Source organism: Rhizobium sp. A37_96, assembly GCF_053521765.1.
Map to the genome: position 1 here is coordinate 1 of NZ_JBNWDS010000027.1, position 18,223 is coordinate 18,223.

16 protein-coding genes are annotated in these 18,223 nt (G+C 61.7%); 3 read left to right on the forward strand and 13 right to left on the reverse strand.

The features are described from left to right. Window positions 1-423 precede the first annotated feature (423 nt). Window positions 424-2,364 (forward strand): M23 family metallopeptidase, encoded by a 1,941-nt coding sequence (locus ACQZ6J_RS32115; RefSeq protein ID WP_449086996.1) that lies wholly within the window; start codon window positions 424-426, stop codon window positions 2,362-2,364. Window positions 2,365-2,430: 66 nt separating this feature from the next. Here ACQZ6J_RS32115 and clpB read toward each other — a convergent pair whose 3' ends face one another. The 7 genes from clpB to ACQZ6J_RS32150 all read right to left on the reverse strand — a co-directional run bounded on the left by clpB (window position 2,431) and on the right by ACQZ6J_RS32150 (window position 12,885). Beyond that, window positions 2,431-5,031, reverse strand: coding sequence for an ATP-dependent chaperone ClpB (clpB, locus tag ACQZ6J_RS32120; RefSeq protein WP_163994239.1), 2,601 nt, complete (start codon window positions 5,029-5,031; stop codon window positions 2,431-2,433). Window positions 5,032-5,356: 325 nt separating this feature from the next. Continuing rightward, the gene (locus tag ACQZ6J_RS32125; protein ID WP_449086997.1) at window positions 5,357-6,055 is read right to left on the reverse strand and encodes a DUF4167 domain-containing protein; all 699 of its coding nucleotides are present in this window, start codon (window positions 6,053-6,055) and stop codon (window positions 5,357-5,359) included. Between the two features lie 348 nt (window positions 6,056-6,403). After that, window positions 6,404-7,279, reverse strand: coding sequence for a peptide chain release factor N(5)-glutamine methyltransferase (prmC, locus tag ACQZ6J_RS32130; RefSeq protein WP_449086998.1), 876 nt, complete (start codon window positions 7,277-7,279; stop codon window positions 6,404-6,406). Beyond that, on the reverse strand, window positions 7,276-8,355 hold the full coding sequence (prfA, locus tag ACQZ6J_RS32135) for a peptide chain release factor 1 (protein WP_449086999.1): 1,080 nt from the start codon (window positions 8,353-8,355) through the stop codon (window positions 7,276-7,278). The genes prmC and prfA overlap by 4 nt, the downstream gene beginning before the upstream one ends. Window positions 8,356-8,444: 89 nt before the next feature. Further along, window positions 8,445-10,712: a phosphoenolpyruvate--protein phosphotransferase gene (gene ptsP, locus ACQZ6J_RS32140; RefSeq protein WP_449087000.1), complete on the reverse strand. Its 2,268-nt coding sequence runs from the start codon at window positions 10,710-10,712 to the stop codon at window positions 8,445-8,447. 100 nt (window positions 10,713-10,812) lie between these two features. Beyond that, window positions 10,813-12,087: an aspartate kinase gene (locus ACQZ6J_RS32145; RefSeq protein WP_163994249.1), complete on the reverse strand. Its 1,275-nt coding sequence runs from the start codon at window positions 12,085-12,087 to the stop codon at window positions 10,813-10,815. A gap of 171 nt (window positions 12,088-12,258) precedes the next feature. Further along, on the reverse strand, window positions 12,259-12,885 hold the full coding sequence (locus tag ACQZ6J_RS32150; protein WP_449087001.1) for a hypothetical protein: 627 nt from the start codon (window positions 12,883-12,885) through the stop codon (window positions 12,259-12,261). Between the two features lie 264 nt (window positions 12,886-13,149). On the opposite strand from ACQZ6J_RS32150, the gene ubiG reads away from it, so the two are divergent. Next, window positions 13,150-13,896 carry a bifunctional 2-polyprenyl-6-hydroxyphenol methylase/3-demethylubiquinol 3-O-methyltransferase UbiG gene (ubiG, locus tag ACQZ6J_RS32155; RefSeq protein ID WP_449087002.1) on the forward strand — a complete coding sequence of 249 codons (747 nt, stop codon included), beginning with the start codon at window positions 13,150-13,152 and terminating at the stop codon, window positions 13,894-13,896. A gap of 254 nt (window positions 13,897-14,150) precedes the next feature. On the opposite strand, the gene ACQZ6J_RS32160 is transcribed toward ubiG, so the two are convergent. Genes ACQZ6J_RS32160 through ACQZ6J_RS32175 form a run of 4 tightly spaced genes read right to left on the reverse strand, consistent with a single transcriptional unit; the run spans window position 14,151 to window position 16,522 of the window. Next, entirely contained in the window at window positions 14,151-14,579 is a 429-nt protein-coding gene (locus ACQZ6J_RS32160) for a DUF1178 family protein (protein ID WP_163994256.1), read from the reverse strand. After that, entirely contained in the window at window positions 14,576-15,433 is an 858-nt protein-coding gene (locus tag ACQZ6J_RS32165; protein WP_449087003.1) for a carbon-nitrogen hydrolase family protein, read from the reverse strand. The genes ACQZ6J_RS32160 and ACQZ6J_RS32165 overlap by 4 nt, the downstream gene beginning before the upstream one ends. Before the next feature lie 24 nt (window positions 15,434-15,457). Continuing rightward, a complete protein-coding gene (gene grxC, locus ACQZ6J_RS32170; protein WP_163994262.1) occupies window positions 15,458-15,715 on the reverse strand; it encodes a glutaredoxin 3 in 258 nt (85 codons plus the stop codon). A gap of 30 nt (window positions 15,716-15,745) precedes the next feature. After that, window positions 15,746-16,522 carry a ComF family protein gene (locus ACQZ6J_RS32175; protein WP_449087026.1) on the reverse strand — a complete coding sequence of 259 codons (777 nt, stop codon included), beginning with the start codon at window positions 16,520-16,522 and terminating at the stop codon, window positions 15,746-15,748. A 93-nt stretch (window positions 16,523-16,615) separates the two neighbouring features. On the opposite strand from ACQZ6J_RS32175, the gene ACQZ6J_RS32180 reads away from it, so the two are divergent. Further along, the gene (locus tag ACQZ6J_RS32180; protein WP_449087004.1) at window positions 16,616-17,500 is read left to right on the forward strand and encodes a class I SAM-dependent methyltransferase; all 885 of its coding nucleotides are present in this window, start codon (window positions 16,616-16,618) and stop codon (window positions 17,498-17,500) included. Window positions 17,501-17,519: 19 nt separating this feature from the next. Here ACQZ6J_RS32180 and ACQZ6J_RS32185 read toward each other — a convergent pair whose 3' ends face one another. Together ACQZ6J_RS32185 and ACQZ6J_RS32190 are read right to left on the reverse strand one after the other, a co-directional pair. Continuing rightward, window positions 17,520-17,741: a Flp family type IVb pilin gene (locus tag ACQZ6J_RS32185; RefSeq protein ID WP_449087005.1), complete on the reverse strand. Its 222-nt coding sequence runs from the start codon at window positions 17,739-17,741 to the stop codon at window positions 17,520-17,522. 53 nt (window positions 17,742-17,794) lie between these two features. After that, on the reverse strand, window positions 17,795-18,109 hold the full coding sequence (locus tag ACQZ6J_RS32190) for a hypothetical protein (protein ID WP_163994272.1): 315 nt from the start codon (window positions 18,107-18,109) through the stop codon (window positions 17,795-17,797). Between the last annotated feature and the right edge of the window lie 114 nt (window positions 18,110-18,223).

Consider the following 18,223-nt stretch of genomic DNA (forward strand, 5'->3'; position numbering starts at 1 on the left):
AATCCAGGAAACACCAGAGCGAAGGACTTCGTCGCCAGCAGCGCCGCCGCCCTCGTCAGTGATCGGGCTTATAGACCCCCCAACCCGATATAGTCAACAGCCGTTTTTGGAAAAAATCAAAAAACAAATAACTGATTGATTCTTATGAGAGTTTTATGAACACCCCGTCATCATCAAAAACGGACGGCAAAATACCCACAGATATCCCGCCGGAAAGCGCCCCATACAGTGGTGTAATAGCGAACCATGCCGCGAACCGGCGCCTTTGCTCGCCTTGCCTGCTCAGGTACCCCTAGCATTTTACGGGAAATAGAACGTCGCTCGACGTGAAAAACGGGCGTCTGATTTGACACCCCTGTCATAAATATGCACATCTTCGCCCCCAGCCTGGGGCTCGCGGAAAGGAAGCGGATCACGATCGGCATGATGACGGACAAGATGATGCTCCGATCGCTCGGCAACGAGCCGCCAATCCTGGCCGATGGCAGGCGGGCGCCGGATCGGCGCGAGGTTTCGCTCCGGTGGCTTTCCGGCACCTTCCTGACGGGCGTCACGTCCAGCATCCTCATGGGCGTCGCCCTGTTTGCCGCACTCGACGGACGCCAGCAATTGGCCATCCCGGCCGAGGCATATGCGACAGCCGACAGCCACGACGCCTCGGACGATCAGGTCACCCGCGGCGGTCGGCTGATTTCCACCGCAATCGCCTCGAAACCCTCCGATCGCAATATCCTCGAGGTTTCGACGGTCGTGCGCGACGGGGACAAGGAAGTGGTGCGGCGCCAGCCCTTCGCTCATGTGAAGATCGCGCTCGCCACCAACCGCATCGCCAACGAGAGCTATCCGCCCTTCGATCCGCTGGCGATCTTTTCCGCCGACGAAAACATCCCGCCGCCAGCCAACAAGACCGGGGCGATCTACGGATCGGACGTGGAATCCGAAGTCAGCCTGAAGACGGTGCCCTTCCCCGCCAAGGATATTCCTTTCCAGCTCGCCGGCTCGATGTCGCTTGAGGAAGTCGAGGAGAACGTCCGCTCCAACGGCTCGGTGCTCGCCGACGGCAATACGCAGCTTTCGGCGCTCTACTATGTCGATCCACGCCGGTTCGCCAACGACGATTCCGATGTCGACCTGACCGCCGGCCTTGCCGCCCGCATCGTCGAGGAGAACATGTCGGTCGCCGCTCCGGAAGCCGTGACCGCGCAGACGGAGGAATTCGCCGACGACATCATACCGGTTCGCGAAAGCATGCCGATCGCCACGGCGCTGACGGGGGCCGGCTACCTGAAGGCGGACGCGGATGACGTCGCCGCGAAAATACAGCCGCTCTTCGGCTCGGCCAATGTTTCCACCGGCGATGTGCTGCGCATCGGCATCCTCCAGAAGGGCGAGCAGGCCAAGATCATTCGCGCCAGCATCTATCGCGGCACGAACCATCTGCTCACCATCGCCCAGAACGACCATGGCGACTTCGTCGCCGGCAGCGCGCCGCCGATGCTCGACGCCATCGCCACGGCATTCGACAACGACGCGCCCGCCTCTGCCGCCGGCCGCGATCTGCCGAGCGTCTACGACGGCATCTATCGCGCCGCCCTTTCCTACGGCATGAGCAAGGAGATGGTGGCGCAGGTCGTCAAGCTGCTCGCAAGCAACGTCGATTTCCAGGCACAGCTGAAACCCACGGATTCTCTGGAAGCCTTCTTCTCGGTCGCCGACGACAAGGGACAGGCGACGGCCGATTCCGAGCTGCTCTACGTCAATGCCAGATTCGGCGATAACGTGACGCGCTTCTACCGCTTCGAGGATCCAGCCGACCACTCGATCGATTATTTCGACGAAAACGGCAAGAGCATCCGGCAATTCCTGCTGCGCAATCCCGTTCCCACAGGCATCTTCAAATCCGGCTTCGGCATGCGCCGCCACCCGATCCTCGGCTTCGCGCGCATGCATACCGGCGTCGACTGGGCAGCGCCACGCGGCACCCCGATCATCGCGGCCGGCAGCGGCATCGTCGAGAAGGCGGGCTGGGATTCGGGCGGCTTTGGCAACCAGACGCTCATCCGCCATGCCAATGGCTACGTCTCCTCCTACAACCACCAGAGCGCCATCGCCAAGGGCATCGTTCCTGGCGCGAAAGTAGTGCAGGGGCAGGTGATCGGCTTTATCGGCTCGACCGGCCTCGCAACCGGCCCCCACCTGCACTACGAGCTCATCGTCAACGGCACGAAGGTCGATCCGCTGCGGATTCGCCTCCCCGGCGGCAAGTCGCTCGACGGCGACGCGCTCGCCAAGTTCCAGGAGGAGCGCAAGCGTATCGATACGCTGCTCAGCGACGACAAGACGAAGCAGATCGCCAGCAAGTAGCCTCCGCAGCCGACAGCAAAATGGCGGCCCGAAGGCCGCCATCCCTAGCTATTCGTTCATTGCCACTTAGGCCGCTTCGTTCACGGCCTGGCGCGAGCGGAACAACAACCGGTCCGATCCGCTGGTGACCTTGACGACGGAGCCATCCGGAATCTGCCCGGAAAGGATCTGCTCGGCGAGCGGGTCTTGGACATACTTCTGGATCACCCGCTTCAGAGGCCTTGCACCATAGACCGGATCATAGCCCTTGTTGGCCAGCCAGTTGCGGGCATCCTCGTCGAGCTCGAGCGTGATCTTGCGTTCCGACAGCAGCTTCAACAGCCGCTCCAGCTGGATATCGACGATCGCGCCCATCTCATCGCGCTTCAGGCGATGGAACAGAATGATCTCATCGACACGGTTGAGGAATTCCGGCCGGAAATGCGACCGGACCACTTCCATCACCTGCTCACGCACCTGATCGCTGTCATCGCCGTCCTTCAACTGGGTCAGATATTCGGCGCCCAGGTTGGAGGTCATGATGATCATCGTGTTGCGGAAGTCGACCGTGCGGCCCTGCCCGTCCGTCAAGCGTCCGTCGTCCAGAACCTGGAGCAGGATGTTGAAGACATCGGGATGCGCCTTCTCGATCTCGTCGAACAGCACGACCTGGTAGGGCCGGCGGCGGACGGCTTCGGTCAGCGCGCCGCCTTCCTCATAGCCGACATAGCCGGGAGGAGCGCCGATCAGCCGGGCCACGGAGTGCTTCTCCATGTATTCCGACATGTCGATACGCACCATTGCCGTATCGTCGTCGAAGAGGAAGCGGGCAAGCGCCTTGGTCAGCTCCGTCTTGCCGACACCGGTCGGGCCGAGGAAGATGAACGAGCCGATCGGCCGGTTCGGATCCTGCAGGCCGGCGCGCGAACGGCGAACGGCGCGCGAGACCGCCTGAACGGCGTCGCCCTGGCCGACCACCCACTTTGCCAGCTCGTCTTCCATCCGGAGCAGCTTGTCGCGCTCGCCTTCCAGCATCTTGTCCACGGGAATCCCGGTCCAGCGGGACACGACCTGGGCGATGTTGTCGGCGGTCACCACTTCCTGCACCATGGAATCGCGGGCACTATCCTGCTCTTCCGCGGCGTGGAGCTCTTTCTCCAGATTGGGGATCACCCCATAGGCAAGCTCGCCCGCCCGCTGGAATTCACCCTTGCGCTGGGCCGTCGCCAGCTCGTTGCGGGCGTCGTCGAGCTGCTTCTTCAGATCGGCGGCAAGGCCCAGCTTCTGCTTTTCGGCCTGCCAGCGCGCGGTCAGCGCATCGGCTTCCTCTTCCAGCGAGGTGAGCTCGGTCTCCAGCCGCTTCAGCCGATCGGCCGAGGCCTGGTCGGTTTCCTTCTTCAATGCTTCGCGCTCGATCTTCAGCTGGATGATGCGACGATCGAGTTCGTCGAGCTCTTCCGGCTTCGAATCCACCTGCATGCGCAGACGCGCCGCCGCTTCGTCCATCAGGTCGATGGCCTTGTCTGGCAGGAAGCGGTCGGTGATGTAGCGGTTCGACAAGGTCGCCGCGGCCACCAGGGCGGCATCGGCGATGCGGACCTTGTGGTGCTGCTCGTATTTTTCCTTCAGGCCGCGCAGGATCGAAATCGTATCCTCGACGGTCGGCTCTTCGACCATGACGGGCTGGAAGCGGCGGGCAAGCGCCGGATCCTTCTCGACATGCTTGCGGTATTCGTCAAGCGTGGTCGCACCGACGCAATGAAGTTCGCCACGGGCAAGAGCGGGCTTCAGCAGGTTGGACGCATCCATGGCGCCATCGGCCTTGCCGGCACCGACCAGCGTGTGCATTTCGTCGATGAACAGGATGATCTCGCCGTTTTCCGCCTGCACTTCGTTGAGCACGGCCTTCAGCCGCTCCTCGAACTCGCCACGGAACTTCGCGCCGGCAATCAGGGCGCCCATGTCGAGCGCCATCAGCTTCTTGTCCTTCAGCGATTCCGGCACATCGCCATTGACGATGCGCAGCGCCAGGCCTTCGACGATTGCCGTCTTGCCGACGCCGGGCTCGCCGATGAGCACGGGGTTGTTCTTGGTACGGCGCGATAGAACCTGGATCGTGCGGCGGATTTCGTCGTCGCGGCCGATCACCGGGTCGAGCTTGCCTTCGCGGGCCTCGGCGGTGAGGTCGCGGGCATATTTCTTCAAGGAATCGAAACCCTGCTCCGCGTTGGCGGAGTCGGCCGTGCGGCCCTTGCGGATATCGTTGATGACCTGATTGAGGGCAACGGGCGTGATGCCGGCCTTCTTCAGCGTCGCGGACGTCGAAGCCGTCGGCTCGATCGCTAGCGCCTGCAGGAGACGTTCGACGGTGACGAAGCTGTCACCGGCTTTCTTCGAGGCTTCCTCGGCGGCGGCAAAAACCTTGGCGAGCGGCTGAGAAAGGTAGATCTGGCCATCACCGCCGGAAACCTTCGGCAGCTTGGCAAGCGCTGCGTCATTGGCAAGGCGGGCGGCCTTTGCATCGCCTCCGGCGCGCTCGATCAACGAGGACGCCATGCCCTGATCGTCGTCAAGCAGCACCTTCAACACATGCTCGGGAGCAAATTGCTGATTGCCCTGCGCAAGCGCATTCGTCTGGGCGGATTGCAGAAAACCACGCACCCGCTCGGAGTATTTTTCAATATTCATATCTAGACCTCCATGGATCGTCCTGCCCTGACCGGCGCAGACCGATGATTGAGATTGAGCCCCCTCAAGAGGCAGGCCCCGCTCTTCCGCCATTGAGATTTGCGGCAGAGCAACTGAGGAGAATATGGGAGGGTATTTGAAGAGTTTAAAGGGCAGCCGAGTGGAAAAACCGATGCGTGCCGTTCCACGAGCATCCTCGATTAAAGCCACCCGGAATGGCCCGAAAAGCCGTTGGCTCGCATAAAAAAAGGAATGGCGGCCTTTTGCCGCCATTCCCGATTTCTTCGCTTCGATAGTCCAGATCGCCTCGACGGAAGCGAGCAATTTATTCGGAGGTAGCTTCCACCAGAGCAGGGGCTTCACCCGAAGCTTCTTCGCCCTGGCCTTCTCCATCGCCTGCCGCAGCGCCGCGGCGCGGCTGACGGCGCGGACGGCTGCCGGTGCTGCGACGACGTGGCTGACGCTCGGTAGCGGCGACCGCCGGAGTTTCCTCCTCGATCGCGACTTCAGCCGGAATGCCTTCGATTACCGGCTGGGGGCCGGTGCCGTTGATGACTTCGGGCTCGGGAGCCGGAGCGGCGGCAGCAGGCGCAGGCTGCGGACGAGCCACGGGCTGAGCCATCTGCGGCTGATCGTCGATCTCGTGTGCATCGATATCGTCGATATCGCGGTCTGCAGCATCGCGGTCGTTGTAATTGTGTTGATCTTCGCGCTGGTAGCGCTCCTGCATCTGCGCCTGGGCGCTGGCAATGATCCGATTGTAGTGTTCGGCATGCTGCAGGTAGTTTTCAGCCATAACGCGGTCGCCGGAGCTTTGAGCATCGCGCGCCAAAGCCGCGTATTTCTCGGCGATATGCTGTGCGGTTCCGCGGATCTTCACATCGGGACCGGAGCTGTCGTAAGTCCTGGTCAGCGGGTTCGAGCCCTTGCGGTTGAAATTGTTGTTGTTGTTGTTATTTCCGCCGCCGCCGCCGTTGTTGTTACCACGCCCCCGACCGCGCTTGTTCTGCTGTCCTGGCCTCATAGATCCTTCACCTGAATTCTCTTCGTTGGGATAAAATCATACACGACACCTGCCGCCGTGGTCCGGACACTCCCGAACCAGGGCCTGCGTGCCGCAAGCAAACTGCGCTTTAGCGCCGGTCTGCCGCTCGACTACGTCAGATTAAACTGATCACGCATTGGGTTATCTTCAACCTTTGACACTCTTACCAAAGAGCAGATCCCCGAGGCTGTCCAAGATAAACGAATCGTCTCGTTCATTCCCAGCCGCCCAACGCGTGAGCGCAACCTATATTGCTTCCTCAGGAAATCCAAGCTTTTTCTTTGCGATAACAACAGCGGTTCCACAGATCTGCCGCAGAATGTCTCGCTAATGTTGAAATTCAAACACAAGCACCCTGTCGTTCTGGCCGTAGTCACGAACCGCCTCGACGAGGGAGAACCCTGCTCCTTCAAAAACCGAAGTCACCGTTTCACGCTGATCGTAACCGATCTCCACCCCTATCATTCCATCCGGGTGCAGAAACCGCGCCGCATCCTTTGCGATCGCTCTATATGCATCCAGCCCATCAAGGCCCCCGTCAAGGGCCGCGGGAGGATCGAAATCCTTTACTTCTGGAGCGAGAGTGGAAATGACACTAGACGCAATATAGGGCGGATTTGAGACAATCACATGAAAACGTTCGTGGATGGCGTCAAACCAGCTTCCATGCGCGGTACGAAACCGCGCCGCCAGGCCATTTCGCTCAGCGTTCCCGCGAGCGGTTTCCAGCGCTTCGCTGGATACATCGGAACCCACGCCCGTTGCTTTCGCACTCTCATGGAGCAGGGCCAGACAAATGGCCCCGGTTCCCGTTCCCAGATCCAGGATATGGAGATTGCCGAGCCTGGATTCAAGGCGCCGCATATGCGGCAGCATCGTATCGACGAGAATTTCGGTATCAGGCCGCGGTTCGAGCGTTGCCGCCGAGAGCCGCAGGGAGAGGCCGTAGAATTCCCGCTCCCCAAGAATTCGATGAACCGGCTCATGGTTGAGCCTGCGGGCAATAGCGGTCAGCACCCTCGCCGCATCTTCCGCTGACACGGCCTCGGAGCCTCGCGTCACGAGCCCGGTGGCGGGCAGGCGGAGAAGCCCGCCGACAAGAATGCGCGCCTCCGTGGCGGGATCGTCGAGATCGGCCTCGGCAAAGCGGGCGCGCACCTCCTGCAGGAGCCCGGATACGGTCGGCCCCTGCCCGCCGCTCATGCCTGTTCGCCGAGCTGGGCGAGCTGGCTTGCCTGATAGTCCGCCAGCAACGCATCGACCACCTCGTCGATCTCGCCGATCATCATCCGGTCGAGCTTGTAGAGCGTCAGGTTGATGCGATGGTCGGTGACGCGCCCCTGCGGGAAATTGTAGGTGCGGATGCGCTCGGACCGGTCGCCTGAGCCGACCTGGCTCTTGCGGTCGGCGGAACGCGCGCTGTCGGCGCGCTGGCGCTCCATGTCGAACAGGCGCGAACGCAGCACCTGCATGGCCTTGGCGCGGTTCTGATGCTGCGACTTTTCCGAGCTCGTGACGACGATGCCGGAGGGAAGATGCGTGATGCGCACGGCCGAGTCCGTGGTGTTGACGTGCTGGCCGCCGGCGCCCGATGAACGCATGGTATCGATGCGGATATCCTCGGGCCGGATCTCGATATCGATTTCCTCGGCTTCCGGCAGCACGGCAACGGTTGCCGCCGAGGTATGGATGCGCCCGCCGGCTTCGGTTTCCGGCACGCGCTGCACGCGATGGACACCGGATTCGAACTTCAGCCGGGAGAATACCCCCTTGCCGCTGATCGTGGCGATGATTTCCTTGAAGCCGCCCGCTTCGCCGTCGCTGGAGGAAAGCACTTCCACCTTCCAGCCGTTGCTGGCCGCGAACCGCTCGTACATGCGGAAAAGATCGCCAGCGAACAGCGCGGCTTCCGAGCCGCCCGTGCCGGCGCGGATTTCGAGGATGGCGCTCTTCTCGTCGGCTGCGTCCTTCGGCAGCAACTCGATCTGGATATCCTTTTCCAGCGTTTCGATGCGCTCCTTGACCTCGGGCAGCTCCATTTCGGCGAGATCGCGCATTTCGCGGTCGACGGACTTGTCGGAGAGCATGGTTTCAAGATCGGCAGCTTCGGCGATAGCGCGCTCATAGTCGCGGATCTTGGTGACGACCGGCTGCAGTTCGGAATATTCGGAAGCAAGCTTCACATAGACATCGGCGGCAGGGCCGGCGGACATGCGCGCCTCGATCTCGCCGAAACGGCGTTCCAACTCGCGCATTTTTTCAACGGGGAGCTTCGCCACCCTGGACTCCAATTCTTCTTATTATGTCAGCTTTGATGTGATGCGCATGATCTTGCCCGAAACCGCTTCGTGTTTTTCAGGATCACGCGCTAAAGCGGAATATTGTGGCTCTCGGCGAAGCGCACAAGGATCTCCCGCATGGAAGTCGTCGGCTGCTTGTCATCCAGCGCGGTCTCCATGACATCCGACAGGGCCTTGAGGTCAAGCCCGAGCAGCATGGCCTTGACCGGGCCGATCGACGCCGGCGACATCGAGACCGAACGGAAGCCGATACCCAACAAGGCCATCGCCGAAATCGTCTTGCCGGCCAGCTCGCCGCACAGCGTCACCGGCGTCTTGTTGCGCTCGCCGGCGCGCACGATATCGCGCAGGATGCGCAGGAACGGCCGTTCGAGCGGATCGAACCGATCCGACACGCGGGCATTGCCGCGATCCACCGCCATCGAGAACTGGAACAGGTCGTTGGAGCCGACCGAGACGAAATCGACTTCCGCCATCAGCTCGTCCAGCTGCCACAGCAGCGCCGGCACCTCCAGCATGGCGCCGAACTGCAGCTTGCGCGGCAGGCCATGCCCGAAGCGCGAGAGGTGCTGCACTTCCTTCTGCACGAGTTCGCGCACCGCCTTGATCTCGGAGACCTCCGTGACCATCGGCACCATCATCTTCAATTCGCTGTCGGCCGCCGCCTTCAGCATGGCCCTGAGCTGCGTGCGCAACAGTCCCGGACGATCGAGCGAGAGACGGATAGCCCGCCAGCCGAGCGCCGGGTTTTCTTCCTCATGCGCGCGGAAATAGGGAACGACTTTGTCGCCGCCGATGTCGAGCGTCCGGAAGGTGACGACGCGCCCGCCTGCCTGCTTCAGGACATTGCGATAGAATACTTCCTGCTCTTCCGCCTTCGGCATGGTCGAGGCAATCATGAACTGCAGCTCGGTCCGGAACAGGCCGATGCCCTCGGCGCCGGATTCGGCAAGCTGCGGCAGATCGACCAGCAGGCCGGCATTCATCAGGAGCGAAATGCGCTGCCCGTCCTTGGTGACCGGCTCGACCGAACGCAAGGCGCGGAACTGTTCCTGCCGGCGGGCGCGGAACCGCACCTTTTCTTCATAGGAGCGCTGATGATCGGCCATCGGCCGCAGATGCACATGGCCGCCATCGCCATCGATGATGACCGGATCGCCGTTTTCCGCGAGCGCGACGATGCCTGTCGCCTGCCCGACGACGGGAATGCCCATGGCACGGGCGACGATGACGACGTGGCTGGTAACCGCGCCTTCTTCCAGCACCAGGCCGCGAATGTTGGCGCGCGGATAATCGAGCAGCTCCGCCGCGCCCATGGCGCGCGCGAAGATGATCGCGTCGTTCGGGAACCCTTCGGCACTGGTGCGGCCCGAATGTCCGATGAGCTGCCGAAGCAGCCGGTTCGCCAGATCCTCGAAATCGTGCATGCGCTCGCGAAGATACGGATCGGTCAGGCGCATCATGCGCGCCTTCGTATCGCTCTGCACCTTTTCGACCGCCGCTTCCGCGGTCAGACCGTTGCGGACGGCTTCCTCGAGCTTGCGCACCCAGCCCTGATCGTGCGCGAACATGCGGTAGGTTTCAAGCACCTCGCGATGCTCGCCTTCCATGGAGACGTCGCGGCGCGACAGCATGTCGTCGATCGAGATGCGCAGCGAGCCGAGCGCCTCGGCCAGGCGGCCGATTTCCTTGTCGGCATCTTCGTTCAGCAGGTTGGTGACGACGATGCGCGGCTCGTGCAGCACGACATAGCCGAGGCCGATGCCTTCGTTATAGGTATCGCCGTCGATGGTGACCGAGCGGGTGAGATCGAGCTCCAGGCCGGGCTTGGTGATCTTCTTCAGCTCGCCGGTGGCGATCATCTCGGCCAGCACCATGGCCGTCGTTTCGAGCGCTTCCAGCTCTTCCTCGCGGTAGGTGCGGCTCGCCTTGTTCTGAACGACGAGGACGCCGAGCGACCGGCCCGTGCGCAGGATCGGCACGCCGAGGAAGGAGTGGTAAATCTCTTCGCCGGTTTCCGGCAGGTAGCGGAAGGCGGGATGCGATTGCGCGTCCGAAAGGTTGAGCGGCTGGGCGGAGGCGGCAATCGTGCCGACGAGGCCCTGCCCCATCTTCAATTGCGAAAGGTGGACGGCTTCCTTGTTGAGGCCTTCGGTGGCGTAAAGTTCGAGAACGCCGTCCGCACGCAGCACATAGACCGAGCATACCTCGGCAACCATGTTGCTGGCAATCTGGCGGACGATCCGGTCAAGACGCTCCTGCGGCTCCAGCGGCTCCGCCATCAACTCGCGTAGCCGCTTGAGCAGAACGCGTGGACCGCCGGATAGGTCTCTCATTGCGCCACTAGCTCCCGAATCAAGATGTCATGCCTGTCTTGCCCACGTCAGGGCCGGCCGAAACTCGCCTCCGTAACGGTCCGTCGTCAGCAGTCCTGAATCAACTCTTATCCAGACCGTAGCAGGAATGCAAAGTCCTGACTGCGAGTTCTGCATAAGGACCGTCAATCAGGATGGAAATCTTGATTTCTGACGTCGTAATAGCCTTGATGTTGATGCCTTTTTCGGCAAGTGCCCGGAAAGCGGTCGCGGCCACGCCCGCATGCGAACGCATGCCGACGCCGATGACCGACACCTTGACCAGGCCTGATTCGCTCTGGACGACATCGTAGCCGATCTTTTCCTTGTTCTCGCCGAGAACGCGCAGCGCCTTCTCCGCATCGCCGGAAGGAACCGTGAAGGTCATGTCGGTCTTGGAACCGTCCTCGGAGATGTTCTGGACGATCATGTCTACATTGATGTGGCTTTCGGCCAGCGGCCCGAAGATCGCGGCGGAAACACCCGGCCGGTCGGCAAGACGGCGCAGCGAGATCTGGGCCTCATCCTTGGCATAGGCAATGCCGGTGACTACTTCCTGTTCCACGATTTCATCCTCGTCACAAATCAGCGTTCCGGGCGGGTTGAGCAGATCGCCCATGCCCGGAGCATCGGGATCCTCGAAAGAAGAGCGCACGAAGGTGCGAACCTTGAACACCATGGCCAGCTCGACCGAGCGCACCTGCAATACCTTGGCGCCAAGAGACGCCATTTCGAGCATTTCCTCGAAGGCGATCTTCTTCAGGCGGCGTGCCTTCGGCTCGATGCGCGGATCGGTGGTGTAGACGCCGTCGACATCGGTATAGATATCGCAGCGATCGGCCTTCACGGCGGCTGCGATCGCCACCGCCGAGGTATCGGAACCGCCGCGTCCGAGCGTCGAGATGCGATTGTCGGGACCGAGCCCCTGGAAGCCGGCGACGACGGCCACCTGGCCCTCTCCCATGCGGCGGATCATCTCGCCGCCGTCGATTTCGAGAATGCGCGCCGCGCCGTGTGCGTTGTCGGTCCGGATCGGGATCTGCCAACCCTGCCAGGAGCGGGCATTGATGCCCATGGCCTGCAGCGCGATCGCCAGCAGGCCTGAAGTCACCTGCTCGCCCGAGGCGACGATCGCGTCATACTCGCGCGCGTCGTAGATCGAATGATTTGCACCCGCGACTTTCGGCATGTTCTGGACCCAGCCGACCAGCTCGTTGGTCTTGCCGGACATCGCGGAAACGACGACTGCCACCTCATGGCCGGCATCGACCTCGCGTTTCACATGGCGTGCCACATTCCTGATACGGTCCAGATCCGCGACGGAGGTTCCGCCGAATTTCATCACGATGCGTGCCATGTGCCTCTACCAGTACCCTGCGCCGGGCGGCTGAATGCAGAAAGCCCGACATGCAAAATCGCCCTTCCAGTTCGGTAGCCGGAAAAGCGGGATCTCAATGGGGCCGTCTCTTAGCGAGTTTGTCAGGCGGGCGCAATAGCATCAACCGCCCGATACGCCTAAAACTATTCTTTAATACTCCACTTTTAGGCTCGACCAAAGCTTGCTCAGGATGGCGCCTTCCTTCGGGATGTTTTCCTTGTTGAGGAAGGTCGCAACGAGCACGCCGCCCTCCGGCCGGCCGGTCGCGACGATCTCGTAATCCATGACGTCGTTGTCCGTGGTCGTCTCGGCCTTCACGCCCTTGAGCACACTGCCGCCCGGAAGCGTGCGCTGCGTCGTCTCCTTGGTCATCTTGGCACCGCCGCTGATGCTTTCCTGCACCATCTGCTGCAGCACGAAATCCGTAATTCCGGTCGGATTGAGGCCCTTGTATTCCTGCACGATGATGCCGGTGCCGATCGGCGTCATCAGCGCATATTGCTGCACGCCACCGCCAAGATCGGTCTTTGCGACGGTAAACTTGCCGTCATGATCGAAGGAAAATTTGCCACCGGTGAACGTCACGGATTCGCTGCGCTGCAGCTCCACCGAAACCTTGCGGCCATCCTTCAGGGTGACGTCAAGCGCATCGCCGGGATTGATGCCCACCTCCACGCCATCGATCGCCAGGCGAAACCCTTTGCCGTCTCCGGCATGTGCATGGCCAGCCGCGAGGCAGCCGATGGCGACAGCAGTCGCGAGACGGAATGGTCTCATGAGGAACTCCTCTGCACGCCGGTTGATCGGAATCGATCCCGGTTCTGAAAGTCCGTTTGACAGCCCGGGCGATTGATCGGCCATACGATACCTCCATGTCAACCTCGGTATCGCAATTCGCGCCTCCCGAGCGGGATACCCCACAGGTGATCGAAAGTCGCAGCCCTTGACATCGCGTGTCGATCGTCCGACTTCACATCTCGGATCAGAATTATTGCCTGCGGTCGTCCGAGCCGCGGAACGATGCCAATCACGGAGTAAGCCATGAGCGAAACGGCAAAGAGCACGATCGACCAGAGCGAAGTGGACCGTTTTTCCGCCATGGCGGCCGAGTGGTGGAGCCCGACCGGCAAGTTCAAGCCCTTGCACAAGTTCAACCCCGTGCGCCTGGCCTATATTCGTGACCGCGCCTGCGAGAATTTCGAGCGGGATCCGAAGAGCAGCAGGCCGCTGGAAGGCCTGCGCGTGCTCGATATCGGCTGCGGCGGCGGCCTGCTGTCCGAGCCGATGGCGCGCATGGGCGCCTCGGTCGTCGGCGCCGACCCCTCCGAGAAGAACATAGGCATTGCCTCGACGCACGCGAAGGCGTCCGGCGTTTCCGTCGACTATCGCGCCGTCACCGCCGAGCAGCTGGCCGAGGCCGGCGAGACCTTCGATATCGTGCTGAACATGGAAGTGGTCGAGCACGTTGCCGACGTCGAGTTCTTCCTGTCCACCTGCGCGAAAATGGTGCGGCCCGGCGGCCTGATGTTCGTTGCGACCATCAACCGCACCATGAAGGCGGCAGCCCTTGCCATTTTCGCGGCGGAAAACGTGCTGCGCTGGCTGCCGCGCGGCACCCACCAGTATGAAAAGCTCGTGCGCCCCGAAGAAATCGAAAAGCCGCTTGCCGCAAACGGCCTCGACATCGCAACCCGCACCGGCGTCTTCTATTCGCCGCTGCAGGATCGGTGGAACCTCTCGAAGGATATGGACGTCAACTACATGTTGGTGGCCAAGCGGGCCGCGTGATATCGCCATGCCAGCAACACTGCGGCTACTGAAGCTCTGATACCCCCCTCTGTCACTTCGTGACATCTCCCCCACAAGGGGGGAGATCGGCGACCTGGAGCACCCTCTTCACAACAAACAAACATCGAGCCTGCAGAAATCATAGCTTATTGTTTTTGAGAGACGAGCGGCAAACTCCCAACAATCTCCCCCCTTGTGGGGGAGATGTCCCGATAGGGACAGAGGGGGGTGCAGGCTCCCCACCTCAGCCGGCATCAATTGATATCGTCGGGCAGCACGGGGATGGCGGCGATCTCGATGCCTTCCTCGACAAGCGCTTGCGCCTCGTCCGGCGTCGCCTTGCCGATGATTCCGCGCGCATCCGCCTCGCCATAGTGGATCTTGCGAGCCTCTTCCGGAAACTTCGTGCCGACATCCTCGGCATTGGACTTGATGGCCTCGACCGCCTCCTTGAGCTTGACCAACGCTTCCTTGCGGGCGGCATCCATGGCCAGCGTCTGCATCTCGTCCTTTTTACGCGCGGTCGAAACCGAAGGCGCCATCAGGAGCTTGGAAATCGCAGCCGAATTGCAGACCGGGCACGTCAGGAAGCCGCTTTCAACCTGACGGTCGAAATCGGCACTTTCGGAAAACCAGCCCTCGAACTCGTGGGCATTGTCGCAGCTGAGGGAGTAACGGATCAAGCAGCGACGCCTCCAGCCGCCGGCATCGCAATCTTCTCCAGCGAGAATTCGCGCGCATTCTTCAGATTAGGAATTTTGTCATGGGCCGACTTTACCGCCGCGACATCGATCTCGGCGATGACGACAGCCTCGCCGGTGCCGCCGGCCGATGCCAGCACCTTGCCCCAGGGATCGATAATCATCGAATGACCGAAGGTTTCACGGCCGTCCTCATGCTTGCCGGCCTGCGCGGCGGCAATGACGAACATGCCGTTTTCGATGGCGCGGGCGCGCAGCAGGATTTCCCAATGCGCCTCGCCCGTCTGCCTGGTGAAGGCGGCAGGCACCGTCATCACCTCGGCGCCGGCAACGGCCTGGGCGCGGAAGAGCTGCGGGAAGCGCACGTCGTAGCAGATGGAAAAGCCGAGCTCGGCAAAAGGAAGCGACGCGATGCGCGCTTCCGATCCCGGCCGATAGACGGCGCTTTCGCGCCAGCTTTCGCCATTGTCGAGATCGACATCGAACATGTGGATCTTGTCGTAACGATTGATGAGCTTGCCGTCGGGACCGAAAAGGAAGCCGCGATTGGCGATCTTGCCGTCATCGAGCGCAATGGCGGTCGAACCGATATGAAGATGAATGCCGAGCTCCTTCGCCAGCTCGGACGCCATCTTGACGATGATATCGTTCGGTTCGTCGCGCAGGACGGCACGCAGGCCCGGGCGATCCTTCTGCACCGCACCCGTCATTTCCGGCGTCTGCACATAGATGGCGCCCTGCGACGCGGCATCGCGCACCAGACGCGCCATGTCAGCCGCGTTCTTCACCGGATCGACACCGGAACACATCTGGATGGCGGCAGCCTTGAAGCTCATCGGTTTCTCCTTCGTCAAGACAGGTCAGGCTGCCAGCATCGGATCGAGCTTGCCGGCCCGGTCGAGCGCATGGATATCGTCGCAGCCGCCGACATGCTCGCCGTTGATGAAGATCTGCGGGAAGGTGGAAGCCCCCTTCGCCTTGGCGATCATCTCCTGCCGCAGCTCGGGCGAATAGGTTGCGTTGTGCTCGACATAGTCGACGCCCTTGGATTCGAGCAGCGATTTCGCGCGGGCGCAATAGCCGCAGAATTCACGCGTATAGATAACGACGGATGCCATGATCCACTCCGGAAAAGCTCATACTGAATTTCATATAAGATGGCCGACGACCCTTGCAAAGGTCAAAACCGAGACATCGGCCGCACCTGCCTTCTTCAAGGCACGCGTGGCCGCCGCCACCGTGGCTCCGGTGGTATAGACGTCATCGACCAGAACGATACGCCGCCCGAATATATCGGCCGCCCGGTGCTCGGAGACGGTGAAAGCGCCGCGTACATTGTCCTGCCGCGCCTTCGCCCCAAGGCCGACCTGCCGGCTCGTGCGCTTGACGCGCAGGAGCGCCGTAGCCAGCAAAGGCTTGCCCGACAGGCGGGCGACATGGCGGGCAAGTTCGGCCGCCTGATTATACTTGCGCGCAAACAGCCGCGCCCGGTGCAGCGGCACGGGAATGATCGCATCGCAGCCGGCGACCGTGCCATCGCTGGCGCGCAGCATCCATCCGGCCATCATCGGCGCCAGATCGGTGCGATCGCGGTATTTCAGGCTGAGAACGAGATCCCGCACGATACCGTCATGAACGGCGGCGGAGCGCAGGCGATCGAAGACGGGCGGATCGGCGATCGCTTCGGCGCTGAGAATGCCTGCGCCGAGATCGTGTGAAAAGGGGCTGCCCAGAACCTCGCAATAGGGCCGCTCGATGAAGCGAATACCGGACCAGCAAGCCGGGCAGAGACCGCGATGCGCGCCGACCGAAACCCCGCAACCCGGACAGGCGGGCGGATAGACGAGATCGGCGAGCGCCAGCCAGGGCTTCTTCAGCCCGGCACCCAGCATGGATAAGGTGATTTCGTGCCCCATCATTCCCATATGATGGAGACTAGCTTTTTCCCGCAGGCTTTGCGAAGGGAAAACACACATGCCCACCATCTCGCCCAATTGATGATATCGCAGGAAATCGCCATGGAAATCGTGTTCGACCAATCGCTGCTTGCGGCCCGCAAACGCCGGGCATTGAGACAAGGCGACCAGAAGGCTGCTTTCCTGCTTGACATTGCAGCCGGCGAACTAGCGGAACGGCTGGCTGTTACCGAGCGCCATTTCGACGAGGCGGTCGAGCTGCATGGCGCGACCGGCATTGCTGCTCGCCTGGCTCTGGCGACCGGCAAGATCGGACATCTGAGACGAATCGAAAGCGAGCTGGGCTTTGCTGCCCCCGATGAGACCGTCATCGAGGCGCCGCCGGAAGAATTGCCGCTGGAGGCTGAAGCGGTCAATCTCGTGCTCTCGCCGCTGAGCCTGCACGTCACCAACGACACGCCCGGCGTCTTCATTCAAATCCGCCGGGCGCTGAAGGCGGATGGTCTTTTCCTGGCGGCGATCCCGGGCTCGGGAACCCTGCAGGAGCTGCGCGACGTGCTGCTCGCGGCCGAGGTCGAGCTGACCGGGGGCGCCAGCCCGCGCGTCATCCCCTTTGCCGACGTCCGCGATGTCGGCGGTCTCTTGCAGCGCGCAGGCTTCACCCTGCCCGTCATCGACGCCGAGACCTATACGGTTCGCTACGATAATCTGTTCGCCCTGATGCGCGACCTGCGCGCCATGGGCATGACCAACCCGCTCGTCGACCGCAGCCGCAAGCCATTGACGCGCGCCTTCTTCCTGCGTGCGGCGGAACTCTACGCCGAACGCTATTCCGATCCGGACGGCCGGATCAGGGCGACATTCTCGATCATCTACCTGTCAGGCTGGACGCCGCACGAAAGCCAGCAGAAGCCGCTGCGACCGGGCTCCGCCAAGACGCGGCTCGCCGATGCGCTCAAGGTCGAGGAGCACAAGCTCAAGCAATAGCGGCCGGCCCCGCGGCAAATCAATTACTGGAAGCTGTCGAATTCTGAACCGTGTTGGAGAGTGTGTTGAACACCTCCGAAAGGCTGCCGCCGAAGGCGCCGACGCCACTGATGATCGCTGCCGACATCAAGGCGGCGATCAGACCATATTCGATGACCGTCGCGCCGGTCTTGTCAGTGAAAATACGCCGTACGGAACGCATGCGCTCAAAGCTCCCAGCCCCAGCATTGGACATCAACATCAAGTGAATCCGATGCTCGTCATGGCATCCGGCAAGCTATGCTCATGCAATTGTCAGCAGCCGCTGTCGGCGCCGTAACCCTGAACGACACAGACCGAACCCGGCTCATGCTGCAGCACGCTGCGGCGGATCGTGTAACGCTTGCCGTTCTCGGTCTGAGGAATAGAACCGGTTGTAATATTGTCGAGATCCGGTGCACTCGCAAGCACGCGCGACTTCGATTTGTCGGAGAGCATTGGCGTCAGGATAAGCGAAAGCGCGACCGCCGCCGTACCGAACAGCAGAGCGATATTCAACGCGCCCGTCTTGCGCGACGTGGAATAGGACTGCTCCTTTTCGCGAACAGCTTTCCAGAAATCGTCGTCCATTGTGTCAAGCCTTCTTTAACGCACCCAACAACTGCTTGATTGAGAGCATTGAATGCCAGAAGGTCATAAACGATCCCTTAATATCCACATGCAAATTAATGAGACGTAAAATTC